We start from the raw sequence: 12,060 nt of genomic DNA, 5'->3' as shown, positions 1-12,060 counted from the left end.
GAAGCTAAGCCTCACAGCGCCGATGGTACTGCAGGGGGGACCCTGTGGGAGAGTAGGACGCCGCCGAACAATCATTGTGAAGAACCCCCCGATCCGTACGGATCGGGGGGTTCTTTGCGTTCCCGGAGAAAGACGCCACCAGCCAGGTGCCGACGCGGCCGGCCCGACTGCGGCCTCCCCCCGGGCTCGACCACGGAGCGTCACAGCAGTAGGTCCGTGAATCCGGCACGGTCCCGCCACTGTGACCGGGGAGTGCGTCGTCGCAGTGCCAGTCACTGGCGCCCAGCCGGGAAGTGCCGGGCGGCGCGCAGTGATCCGGGAGCAGGCCTGTGATGATCCGTGGCGGAGACGGCCGGTTTCGTCGCGGCGGCCTCGGCGGCCTTGGCGGTGCGCGACGCCGAGGTGGTGGTCACCGCGCTGCCGGCCGGCCACCACCTGCTGGCGGCCTACGCCGACCTGCTGCCCGCCGCCCGCCCGGGCACGCTCTTCGTCGACTGCTCCACCGTCGACGTGGGCGATGCCCGGTCCGCCCACGAGCTCGCGGATGACCCGGGCACCGGGCGATCGACGCGCCGGTCTCCGGCGGCGTGCCCGGCGCGACCGCCGGGAGCCTCACCTTCATGGTGGGCCGCGGCGGCGGACCTCGCCGCCGCCGCCGGACCGGTGCCGGCGGCGATGGGCGCCAAGGTCGTGCACTGCGGCCCCTCGGGCGCCGGGCAGGCCGCGAAGATCTGCAACGACATGATCCTCGGGATCTCGATGATCGCGGTCAGCGAGGCGTGCGTGCTGGGGGAGAGCCTCGGACTCAGCCACCAGGCGCTGTTCGACGTCGCCTCGACCGCCTCCGGCCAGTGTTGGGCGCTGACCGGCAACTGCCCCGTCCCCGGCCCGGTGCCGGGGAGCCCCGCCAACCGTGACGACCGGGCCGGCTTCGCCGCCGCGTTGATGGCCAAGGAGCTCGGACTGGCCGCCGGAACGGTCAAGGCCGCCGGAGCGGTCAAGGCCGCCGGCCTGTCGGTGGAACTCGGCCTGAGGACAGCGGAGTTGTACGCGGACTTCGCCGCCGCCGCGGGTGCGGGGCTGGACTTCTCGGCCATCATCACGACCCTCCGGGAGGGGGCGAGCAGACCCGTCGATGAATACCGGCCGACCGGCCGGGCCGCCTCGCGAATTGACCCGGCCGGTCGGCCCCGGGAAATGCCCGGGAGTGCCGGGAAGCCGACCGGCGGGTCGGCCCGGAATCCCGCCACCGGTTCGAGCCACGTATTCCCCTCAGAGATTCCCCTCACGGATTCCCGGCACTACGCCGGAGGAATGTACCCGTGGTGTTGCCGGAGATGAATTCGCCGTGACGAATTCAGGTCCGCCGGGAATTCGACCGGCCGGCCGGCCGGTCCCGGTATCCGGGGATTCTTCCGGCCCGCCGCGGGCCGGGCCGGAAGAATCCCCGGGTGGCGCCGGACCGCGGAGCTACGCGGGAACGGCCCCGGCGGGCCGGGTGAGGCCGTCGAAGCCCGCCGGATCGGTACCGAGACCGGCCGGTGCCACCCAGTCGAACGGCCGGTAGACCGCCGGGCCCAGGCCCAGGCTCTCGGCGACCGTCTCCCGCAGCCGGTTGGAGGTGAACCCGCCGATGACGTTCATCTGGGCGTCCCGGTAGAGGCGCTCCACCTCGTGGCCCCGGGTGACGCCGGCCGCGCCGTGGATCTGCACGGCGCGGGCGGCGACCTCGACGGCCATCTCGGTGGCGTAGATCTTGAGCATGGCGATCGCCTCCCGGGCCGACCGGCCGGCGGCGAGCTCGGTCACCGCCCGGCGGGCCAGCACCCGGGCGGCGTCGATCTGGGCCCGGGATTCGGCGAGCTGGGTCTGCACGCCCTCCATGTGCGCCAGGGGCCGCCCGAAGGAGACCCGCTCACCCGCGTACCGGACCGAGGCGTCCAGTGCGGACTCGGCGATGGCGATGGCCGAGACGGAGATCAGCAGCCAGCCCCAGGCCATCAGTTCGGCCAGCTCACCGGCCAGTTCGCCGAACGGCACGGGCACCACGTCGGCCTCGGAGACGGTGGCCTCGGTGAAGACGATGCCGCCCCAGGGCATGCCGCGCAGGCCCATCCGCGGCGTCTCGTAGCGGCGGACGCCGGGCTGGTTCAGGTCCACGAAGGCGAGGCACCAGTCGTGGCCCTCGTCGCCGGGGTCCTTCTGCCGGCGGGCGAGTGTGACGGCCACGTCCGCGTCCGGCGCATTGGTGATCTTGGCCTTCTCGCCGTTGATGACGAACCCCTCGCCGGGGGCTCCGGCCGGCCGGACCGTGGTGGTGTAGGTCCCGGCGTCGCTGCCCGCGGGCGGTTCCACGATGGCGAAGCAGGCCAGCTTCTCGCCGGAGATCAGCGGCCTCAGCAGCCGGTCGTACTCGCTGGGCCGGCTGTAGCGGGAGATCAGCTTGCCGCACAGCAGGCCGGACACGGTGGCGGTCCAGTAACTGCCCGGGCAGGCGCGGGCGAGCGCCTCCATGGCCGCCAGCTGGGTGAGGCCGTCGGCGCCGCTGCCGCCCGAGGACTCCGGGTGGAACAGCCGCAGGTAGCCGCTGTCGATGATCTCCGTCCAGTTCGGCGAAGGCATCCGGCCCGCCGCGTCGGTCTCGGCGGCCCGGGAGGCGGTGCCCGGGAAGCTGAGGACGGTGCCGTGTGGTGTGTCGGTCATGTCGGTATCGGTCCTCACGTCAGCCGAGCCCGAGCAGGGACGCGGCGATCACCGGGCGCAGCACCTCGGTGCCGCCCCCGGTCTCGGCGAAGAACAGGGCGTCGCGGTGGGCCCGCGCGATCAGGTGGTCGCTGGTCAGCGCGAGCGGGCCGGACAGGCGCGCGGCCCCCTCGGCGACCGTCCGCGCGGCGGCGGCCACGAAGAGCCGCGCGGTGGCGGCGTCCTGGCGGGTGGGCCGGCCGCCGGAGTCGAACTGTCCGGCGGCCCGGTAGAGCAGTCCGGAGGCCAGCTCGCACCGGGTGGCGAGGTCGGCCAGGGTGAACCGGGCGGACTGGGCGTGCACGAGGGGCCGGCCGAAGACCCGGCGCTCGCCGACGCCGTCGACGGCGTCCCGGACCAGGGCCCGCATGACGCCGAGCCAGGGCGCGCTGGAGAAGACCCAGTCGAGCGAGGCCAGCAGCGGCTCCACCTCGGTCCCGGCGCCGCCGACGCTGCCCAGCACCGCGTCGTCCGGGACGTGGCAGCCGTCCAGCACGAGGCGTCCCCAGGCGCAGGTGCGCATGGCGGCCGGCGCCGACTCGGTGATCAGCAGTCCGGGGGTGGAGCGGTCCAGGACGAAGGCCGTCCGGCCGCCGCCGTCGTGCGTGGCGACGACCAGGAAGTGGTGGGCCACCGGGCCGCCGGCGACGAGGTCCAGCTCGCCCGTGAGCACCCAGCCGCCGAGCCCCGGGGTGCCGGGGCGGGCGGTGACGGTCGGGGCGAGGGCGGCGCCCTGGGTCTGCCGCAGGGACACCGCGCCGATCCAGTCACCGGATGCCATCAGGGGCAGGTAGCGCTCGCGCTGGCGGGGGCTGCCGAAGGCGCGCAGTGGCACGGTGGCGAGCACCGCGTGGACGCCGACGGCGAGGGCGAGGCCCGGGTCGCGGGCGCCTTCGCCGAGGCCTTCGAGGAGGGCACAGGTCTGGGTGGCGCTGAGGCCGCCGCCGCCGAGGGCGCGCGGGACCAGCGGTCCGGCGAGGCCGGGGCCGGGCCGGGCGCCGGCCAGTTCGGCGAAGAGGGCAGGGTCCCAGCGGTGGTCGCGGTCCCGCTCGGCCGCGGTCGGCCGCGCGACGCGCTCGGCCAGCTCGCGGGCCGCGGCGGCCGACGACGGATCGCCGGACCCCTGGGGGGCGGGCTTGAGTTCCAGTGGAACAACCATCGGAAGTTCTCTCCTTTCTACGGGCGGTGCTCAGTTCGGTAAGTGGTCGCTTCCCCCGGCACTGCGGGGTGCGTGCGCACGGTTCGACCGGTCCGTTCTCACGTGTCCATGGCTCCGTTCTCGGGTGGAGGGGGGTGCGGCGGTACAGGACGGCACACCGTCGGGGGCGCTCGAACGACTCGCGGGGCAATGCCGCCGGCCTCCCGCCGCTCGGCGCGGATTTCGCGCGCCTATTCAGCGATACAGGTGCCTTCGGAGGCTGTCCAGGAAATTGTCGGCATGCCGACGAGAAGTCCGCACAGCTCACCGTCCATGACGTTCCATCACAGTCCTTGACAAGCTCCTGACATTGGCAGTGTTGTCCCTTCACAGCGCGATCGACCACCATATTCGTCGAGCGCACTGCGCATCGTCGCTCTTTCGGCCCTGCTCCATTCGTACATGCCGCACCGCGAGAATTCAGGCCGGAGCCGAGGTCAGCGCGAATGGGAACCCGGCTCCGGAAAAGGAGGGAACGCACATGGCACCAGCAGAGCACCTGAAGGAAGACGTGCCCCCGCAGGGGCTGCCCCACCTGTCCGACGCGACCTTGCGGGACTCCGCGCACATGGCCGGCGTCGAGTTCGGCCCCAAGGACGCCGCCCACATCGCCGACCTCCTGGTCCGCACCGGCGTCGAGCTGGTCGAGGTCGGGATGATCTCCGGCCCGTCGACCAAGGACGCCGACCTCATCCTCGCCACCCACGAGTCGGTGGGCCCGGAGCGCTCGCTGAGCCTGGTCGTGGTGCGGGACCGCCAGCAGGTGGTCACGGCGCTGGACGAGGCCAAGCGGCTCGGCGTGCGGTCCGTGATGTTCTCGATCCCGACCTCGGAGCAGCACGCGGCCCTCAAGCTGAGCTCCTCCAGCACCAAGTACCTGATCGCGGTGGCCCGGGCGGCGATCGTCGCGGCCAAGGAGCGCGGCTTCCACGTCACCTTCAGCGGTGAGGACGGTGCCCGCACGCCCAGGGAGCGGCTCGTCCCCTACGTCGAGGCGGGCTTCGCGGCCGGCGCCGACCGGTTCCGGCTGGCGGAGACCGTCGCCTACCTGTCGCCGTGGCAGATGGAGCGTCAGATCCGCAGCATCACCGAGATCGACGGCTCCGAGATCGAGATCCACTCGCACAACATGCTGGGTATGGCGGTCGCCAACTCGCTGGCCGCCTACCGCGCCGGGGCGAAGTGGATCTCCGCGACGGCCGGCGGCATCGGGGAGCGCGGCGGCAACGCCCCGCTGGCCGAGCTGCTCACCTCGCTGCGGGTGGTCTACGGCGACACCCGCTTCGACCTGAGCCACCTCACCGAGCTCACCAACGCCGCGCTGCGCGGCGCCCGGCTCGGCGACGCCTTCCAGTCCGGCCCCACGGCCCCGCACGCCTTCGCCTACGAGCTGCCCGGCCAGCTGACCCACCCCGAGGCCTACGAGACGCTGGCCCCGGAGATCGTCGGGAACTCCCGCGAGCTGCGGGTGCGCACCCGGCTGACCACACCGCTGGTCACCTGGGCGCTCGACGAGCTGGCCGAGTCGGTCGACGTCGCCGCCTTCACCTCCTGGCTGACCGTCCGTCAGGAGCGCGACGATCGCGACCTGCTGGACCGCGACGCGATCCGCAAGGCGGCCGTCGAGTTCCAGTCCGTCTGACCGGTCCCACCCCGGTCCGGCTTTCCACCACCACCGGATCCACATCCACCAGAGAACGACTACGGAGATGACAATGTCTGCTGGCACGTTGACCGGTCTGTGCCCCGAATGCGAGACCGATCTGACCACCCCGCCGATGGTGCAGGGCGAGACCATCGCCTGCCCCGAGTGCATGCTGACGCTCCGGGTGGAGGACGTCGTGGAGGGCCGGCTCAGCCTCCAGATGGTCGAGGTGCAGCTTCGCGATTGGGGTCAGTAAACCCATGGAGCGAACTGTCGCCATCGTCGCCGACCGGGTCGGCTGGGAAGAGCGCCGGCTGATCGACGCGGCCGCGGGCCTGGGCCTGAGCGTCGAGTGGGTCAACGACGAGTCCCTCGCCCTGGGTGACCAGGAGTCGGCCTCGCTCGGGGGCTACGCCGCCGTGCTCGTCCGCAGCCGCAGCTACACGCGGGGCGGTCTGATCGCCACCGTCGCGGAGGCGGCCCGGATCCCCACCCTGAACACCGTCTCGGCCATCCAGGCCTGCGAGAACAAGCTGACGCTGCGCGCCCAGCTGCGTGCCGCCGGCGTGCCGGTGCCCGACTTCCGGCTCGTGCTGTCCCGCCGGGACTTCGAGAAGGCCCTGGCCGAACTGCCGCCGCCGGTCGTGCTGAAGCCGGTCTTCGGCGGCATGGGCAAGCGGGTCACCCTGCTGCGGGACGCGGACTCCGCGCACTCGGTCTACGACTACGTCGAGGACCTCGGGCACGGCTTCGAGCAGGCCTCGCTGATCGAGCCCTACCTGGCCGGCGGATCCTCATTGCGCTGCTTCGTGGTCGGCCGCGAGCTGGTCGCCATCGCCGAGTTCCACAGCGCGGGGACGGACTGGCGCAGCAACGCGGCGCTGGGCAACCGCAACCGCGCCGTCGACCTCGACCCCGAGGTGCAGAAGATCGTCGACGGGGTGCTGGACGTCCTCGGCGAGGGCATCTTCGGCATCGACCTCTTCGCGACGCCCGACGGCTACGTGGTCAACGAGGTCAACCACGCACCGGCCTTCCGGGCGGTCGCCTCGGCCACCGGGGTGGACATCGCCGCGGCCATCGGCCGCTACGTACGGGAGGAGATCGGATGATCCGGGTCGGCATCATCGGGGCCTCCGGGCTCGCCGGCGGTGAACTGATCAGGCTGATCACCCAGCACCCCGAGCTGGAGCTGACCTTCCTCGGCGGCAACGCCAGCGCGGGGCGCCGCCCGGCCGAGCTCCACCCGGGCCTGCGGCTGGACCTCGGGCTGACCATCGAACCGGTCGGCACGGACCTCAGCGGCCGGTGCGACGTCGTGCTGCTCGCCACACCCGCGACCGCCTCGGCGGAGCTGGCGGCGCGGCTGGCCGACGAGGTGCCCTGTGTCATCGACCTCAGCGGCGCCTTCCGGATCCAGACGCCGGCGCTGCACGACCGGTGGTACCCGGACGTGCACCGTGCCGACGGCCTGGCGGACCGGTTCGTCTACGGCGTCCCGGAGCTGGTCGGCGACCAGCTGCCCGGCGCCGCGCTGATCTCGCTGCCGGGCTGCTTCGCCACCGCGATCACCCTCGGGCTCGCCCCGCTGGTGATCGGCCTCGGCCTCAACCTGAGGACCGTGGTGGTGGACGGCAAGACCGGCTCCAGCGGCGGCGGCCTGTCCCTGCGGACGGCCGACCTGCACCCGCTGCGCAACGGCGCCATCGCGCCGTACGCACCGGCGGGGCACCGGCACGCGGCGGAGGTCAAGGACTTCCTGGAGCGCAGCAAGCCGGGCGGGATCGACTCGCTCAGCATGTCGGCGTACGGGGTGTCGCACGTGCGCGGCCTGATGGCCAGCACCTACGTCTTCACCGACGACGAGGTGGACGCGCGCAGCCTGCACCGCGCGTACCTGCGCTTCTACAAGCAGCGCCCGTTCGTGCGGGTCCGCCGGCACAACGAGACGCTGATCCCGGTGCCGGACCCGCAGGCCGTGCTGGGTTCGAACTTCTGCGACGTGTCGGTCCTGCACGACGAGGAGGCCGGGCGGATCGTCGTCCTGGCGGCGCTGGACAACATGGTCAAGGGCGCGGCGGGCCAGGCGATCCAGGCCCTCAACCTCCGCTTCGGCCTGCCCGAGGAGACCGGGCTGACCCAGCAGCCGGTGATGCCGGCATGACCGGGACGGCAGCCACCGACACCCCGACCGTCGTCAAGCTCGGCGGCAGCACGGTCGACGACCTCGCCGGCACCTGGTGGGACGACCTGGCCCGGTTCGGCCGGGACCGCCCGCTGGTCCTCGTGCACGGCTGGTCCAAGCCGCTGAAGAACCTCAGCCCCCGCTACCACGAGCCCTCGGCGATCCTGCGCGACCGGTACGGCAACCAGAGCCGGTGGACGACGCCCGAGGTCATCGAGGACATCAAGACCGTCAGTGCCGAGCTCGCCGAGGACGTCCTGCGACGCCTGGAGCAGCGCGGCATCACCGCCGAGCGGGTGCTCGGCAGCGACGGCCTGGTGACCGCCGGGGAGGGTGAGCGCTGGTGGTGGAAGGAGAAGCAGCTCGTCGAGCTGGAGAACCTCGTCGGCCCGATCACCGGGGTGGACCCGGCGGTGCTGAAGAACCTCAAGGCCGGCCACGCCTACCTCGTCACCCCGCTCGCGCGGGACGCGGCGGGCCGGGAGGTGAACACCGACGGCGACCGGGCCGCTGCCGCCGTCGCCGGCGGCATCGGGGCCGAACAGCTGGTCCTGGTCACCGATGTCGCGCACCTGCTGATCGACGATCAGCCGGTGCGCCGGATCACGGCGGAGGCCGCGGCCCGGTTCCGGGACAAGGGCGCCACCGGCGGCATGCGCAAGAAGCTGCGCGCCGCGGGGGAGGCCCTGGACCGGGGAGTGGACCGTGTCGTCATCGGCAGCGCACCCGTGACGGACCTGATCGCCGAGCGCACCGGAACCGTCATCACACGAGCGTGAGGAGCAGGGTACGTGGCGAAATCCCGTGTGCTAGTCGTCAACAACGGAACGCTGTCGCTGAAGCAGCTCCGCGGCCGCTTCGAGGAGCTGGGTTCGGAGACGGACGTCGTCCGAGCCGAGGAGGTGCCCGCCGACCTCGGTGGCCGCTACCAGGCGATCGTGCTGAGCGGTACCAAGGTGCGGGCCTATGACAGCGACTTCTACCGGCCGCTGATCGACCTCGTGACCCATGCCGACGTCCCGGTCTTCGGGATCTGCGGCGGCATGCAGATCATCGCCGTCGCGGCCGGCGGCCGGCTCGCCGAGGGGCCGCAGCGGGTGGGCGGCTACGAGGTGCAGGTCGACAAGGAGGAGCCGCTCTTCACCCATGTGAAGCCGACCGTGACGGTGTTCCACCGGCACACCCTCTACCTCCAGGAGGCGCCCGAGGGCTTCCGCTCGATCGGCCGCTCGGAGCACGCCCCGGTGGAGTTCATCCGCTCCGAGGACGGGCGGATCCACGGGGCCCAGGCACATCTGGAGTTCCGCGCCGACGGTCTGGAGATTCTGCGAGGCTTCGCACGGCTCTACCAGTGACGATCAGTCAGCAGGCGCGTACGGCCGAGCCGTCCGCGATGGCCGGCGCGCCTGGCTGACGGACCGTCACACCATGAACCCATCTAGGTACCGAAGGAATGCGCACATGACTGTGGAAGAGACCCAGGCGCCGGCATTCGCCGTTCACCTCAACGGCAGCGGTGGTGCGATCAAGGGCTGGGTGGTCGTCGACTCCCTCGTCGACGGCCTGGCCATGGGCGGCACCCGGATGACCACCGGGGTCACCGAGGAGGAAGTGGCGGGCCTGGCCCGCGACATGACCGACAAGTTCACCCTCGCCGGGCTGCGCATCGGCGGCGCCAAGGCCGGCATCGTCTCCGACGGCACCGACCGCGAGGAGACCTTCCGGACCTTCGGCCGGACGGTGAAGCCGCTGCTGCACGGCGGCATCCACCTCGGCATCGACATGGGCGTCACCCCCGCGGACCGGGCGGTGTTCTTCGCGGAGGCCGGTTACGACCCGCGCTTCCGGCTGGGTGCCCCGGACATGCCGATCGACTGGCGCACCTACTACGAGCCGCTGATCGACTGCACCGGGCACGGTGTGGGGGTGGCCGCGGTCACCGCGCTGGAGGCCAGTGGCCGTACCGGGTCGGCCCGGGTCGTGGTGCAGGGCTTCGGTGCGGTGGGCCGTGCCGTCGCCCGGTTCCTGGAGGACCGCGGCCACACCGTGGTGGGCGTCGCCGACGTCCAGGGCACCATCAGCGCGGACCGGCTGCCGGTGGCCGACCTGGTCGCCATCACCGACGAATTCGGCCGGATCGACCGCTCCCGCCTGCCGCAGGGCGTCACCCAGTCCGGCGAGCCGGACGCCTGGCTCGACGTCGACGCCGACCTGCTGATCCTGGCGGCGCAGAAGCACGCGATCAACGCCGACAACGCGCACCGGCTGCGCTCGCGCCTGGTGGTGGAGGGCGGCAACCTCGCCTCCAGCGCCGAGGGCAAGGCTAAGGTGCTGGCCGCGGGCGCCACCGTCGTCCCCGGCGTGATCGCCAACATCGGGGGCGCCGGCTCGGCGGCCCTCGCCGTCACCCGGGTCGTGCCGTTCCACCTGGAGGCGGAGGCCCGCAAGGCCTGGGTCTTCGACTGGGTCGGCGACCGGGTGCGGCAGAACACCCGCGACCTGCTGGAGATCGCCGCCGCCCGCGCCGGCGACCCGCTGCCCGAGCTGCTCGCCGCCCGCCGCAAGGAGCGCGGATGACCGCCGGCCCGTCCGTCGGCCCGGACCAGGCCCCGCCCCGGGGCAGCGCGGCCGAGTACCTGCGGCGCGGCTGGTGGCGCGAGGAGACCTTCCTCGACGACCTGCGCCGCCAGGCCCGGCTGCGGCCGCGCAAGCTCGCCGTCGCGGCCCGCCGGATCGGCGAGGCGCGCACGGACACCCTGGACTACTCCGAACTGGCGGTGCTGACCGACCGCTTCGCCCTGGCGCTGGTGGAACTCGGCGTCGAGCGCGGCGATTTCGTCGCCGTCCAGCTCCCCAACCGGTGGGAGACGGTGCCGCTGCTGTTCGCCTGCATCCGGGTCGGCGCGGTCATCTGCCCGATCGACCCGGTCTGCCAGGAGGAGGAGCTGCGGCACCGCCTGGAGCTCACCGGCGCCCGGGTCTGCATCACCGTCCCGGAGTGGAACGGCTACCCGCTGGCCGCCCACCTCACCGCGCTGAAGGCCGAACTTCCGCTGGAGCACGTGGTGGTGGTCGGCGGCCGGGACGCCGGGACGCTCTCCTTCGACGAGCACTTCGTCGGCGTCCCGTGGGAGGAGCAGCGCGCGGGCGAGCTGGACGGGCGCGAACTCACGCCCGACGAGCCGTTCGTGGTGCTCTTCACCTCGGGCACCACCGGGGTGTCCAAGGGCGTGCTGCACAGCCAGAACACCATCTACGCGGCCGTCCGGGGCTACGCCGACACCTTCCTGCTCGACGACAGCCTGGTCGCGGCCGTCACCACCCCGCTCGTCCACTACTCCGGCTTCGGCCAGGGCATCCTGACCGGCGTCATGCTCGGCGCCACCGTCGCCTTCCAGGACGTCCGGCGCAACTCCGCCCTGCTCGACCTGGTCGAGCGCTACGGCGCCACGCTGGTCTACGGTCCGCCGTCCACCCTGGCCGACATCGCCAGGTCCCAGCGGGAGGACCCGCGCGACGTCTCCACCCTGCGCCACGCCGTCACCGGCTCCGCGCCGGTGCTCCAGGAGCTGGTGGACGAGGTGCGCGAGACCCTCGGGGCCCGGACCTACTCGGTGTGGGGGATGTCCGAGTTCGGGCCGGTCACCATCACCCGGCTCGACTACAACCCGGACTGGGCGGCCAGCAGCAACGGCGGGCCGATCGACTCCATGGAGCTGCGCGTCGACGACCGCGACGACCCGGGCAAGCGCGCCCCGGTCGGCCGGCTGCGGGTGCGCGGCGCGGCGCAGGCCCTCGGGTACTACAAGCGCGAGGACGTGTTCGCCGCCGAGTTCAACGCCGAGGGCTGGTTCGACACCGGGGACTACGCGCGCGACGACGGCCGCGGCGGCATCCGCATCCTCGGCCGGGCCAAGGACGCCCTGATCCGCGACGACACCGTCGTCCCGATGACGGAACTCGAAGCGATCATCTCCCGGCACCCCGAGGTGACCGAGACCGCGCTGGTCGGGACCACCGGGCGCAGCGACGACCCGATCCTCGCGGTGGTCGTCACCGCCGGCGCGCAGCCGGGGCTGGAGGAGATCCACGCCGTGCTGCGCGAGGCCGGCCAGGACCCGCGCTTCTTCCCGGAGCGCGTGGTGGTCGTCGACGCCCTGCCGAAGACGCTCACCGGCAAGGTCCGCAAGGCCGAGCTGCGCCGCCGCTACGGCGGGCAGTGACCCACGCCGGATCGCCCCGGTCCCGCCCCGCCGACCACCAGCCCCCTCCGATCCCTGGAGCACACCC

The 12,060-nt window shown here is 72.7% G+C and carries 10 protein-coding genes, 1 rRNA gene and 1 pseudogene; 10 read left to right on the top strand and 2 right to left on the bottom strand.

What is annotated here, in order from left to right; genetic code table 11:
• Positions 1 to 69, top strand: a 5S ribosomal RNA gene (gene rrf, locus ACZ34W_RS31100); the annotation flags it as partial.
• Between the two features lie 273 nt (positions 70 to 342).
• Positions 343 to 1,116: pseudogene (locus ACZ34W_RS31095) on the top strand (NAD-binding protein); the annotation flags it as partial.
• Between the two features lie 354 nt (positions 1,117 to 1,470).
• On the opposite strand, the gene ACZ34W_RS31090 reads toward ACZ34W_RS31095, so the two are convergent.
• Together ACZ34W_RS31090 and ACZ34W_RS31085 are read right to left on the bottom strand one after the other, a co-directional pair.
• Positions 1,471 to 2,703 (bottom strand): acyl-CoA dehydrogenase family protein, encoded by a 1,233-nt coding sequence (locus ACZ34W_RS31090; RefSeq protein ID WP_465608854.1) that lies wholly within the window; start codon positions 2,701 to 2,703, stop codon positions 1,471 to 1,473.
• Positions 2,704 to 2,722: 19 nt separating this feature from the next.
• Positions 2,723 to 3,901, bottom strand: a complete 1,179-nt coding sequence (locus tag ACZ34W_RS31085; protein ID WP_329490280.1) for an acyl-CoA dehydrogenase family protein — start codon at positions 3,899 to 3,901, stop codon at positions 2,723 to 2,725.
• A 520-nt stretch (positions 3,902 to 4,421) separates the two neighbouring features.
• Between ACZ34W_RS31085 and ACZ34W_RS31080 the strand changes: the two genes are divergently transcribed.
• From ACZ34W_RS31080 to ACZ34W_RS31045, 8 genes are all read left to right on the top strand, one after another.
• Positions 4,422 to 5,582: an isopropylmalate synthase gene (locus tag ACZ34W_RS31080; protein WP_359811655.1), complete on the top strand. Its 1,161-nt coding sequence runs from the start codon at positions 4,422 to 4,424 to the stop codon at positions 5,580 to 5,582.
• 67 nt (positions 5,583 to 5,649) lie between these two features.
• Complete coding sequence (locus ACZ34W_RS31075) at positions 5,650 to 5,841, top strand: lysine biosynthesis protein LysW (protein ID WP_352297830.1); 192 nt, start codon at positions 5,650 to 5,652, stop codon at positions 5,839 to 5,841.
• A gap of 4 nt (positions 5,842 to 5,845) precedes the next feature.
• Entirely contained in the window at positions 5,846 to 6,697 is an 852-nt protein-coding gene (locus tag ACZ34W_RS31070; protein WP_359811652.1) for an ATP-grasp domain-containing protein, read from the top strand.
• Positions 6,694 to 7,749 (top strand): N-acetyl-gamma-glutamyl-phosphate reductase, encoded by a 1,056-nt coding sequence (argC, locus tag ACZ34W_RS31065; RefSeq protein WP_329490285.1) that lies wholly within the window; start codon positions 6,694 to 6,696, stop codon positions 7,747 to 7,749. The genes ACZ34W_RS31070 and argC overlap by 4 nt, the downstream gene beginning before the upstream one ends.
• Entirely contained in the window at positions 7,746 to 8,549 is an 804-nt protein-coding gene (locus ACZ34W_RS31060; RefSeq protein ID WP_329490286.1) for an amino acid kinase family protein, read from the top strand. Before argC ends, ACZ34W_RS31060 begins: the two co-directional genes overlap by 4 nt.
• Positions 8,550 to 8,561: 12 nt before the next feature.
• A complete protein-coding gene (locus ACZ34W_RS31055) occupies positions 8,562 to 9,125 on the top strand; it encodes a type 1 glutamine amidotransferase (protein ID WP_465608850.1) in 564 nt (187 codons plus the stop codon).
• 106 nt (positions 9,126 to 9,231) lie between these two features.
• Positions 9,232 to 10,347 carry a Glu/Leu/Phe/Val dehydrogenase dimerization domain-containing protein gene (locus ACZ34W_RS31050; RefSeq protein WP_329490288.1) on the top strand — a complete coding sequence of 372 codons (1,116 nt, stop codon included), beginning with the start codon at positions 9,232 to 9,234 and terminating at the stop codon, positions 10,345 to 10,347.
• Entirely contained in the window at positions 10,344 to 11,993 is a 1,650-nt protein-coding gene (locus ACZ34W_RS31045) for an AMP-binding protein (RefSeq protein WP_329490289.1), read from the top strand. The genes ACZ34W_RS31050 and ACZ34W_RS31045 overlap by 4 nt, the downstream gene beginning before the upstream one ends.
• Positions 11,994 to 12,060 lie beyond the last annotated feature (67 nt).

The sequence above is a fragment of the Kitasatospora sp. NPDC022856 genome (assembly GCF_055561235.1).
Note: the sequence above shows the minus strand (reverse complement) of the source record. Positions and strands in the feature narration are given on the sequence as shown.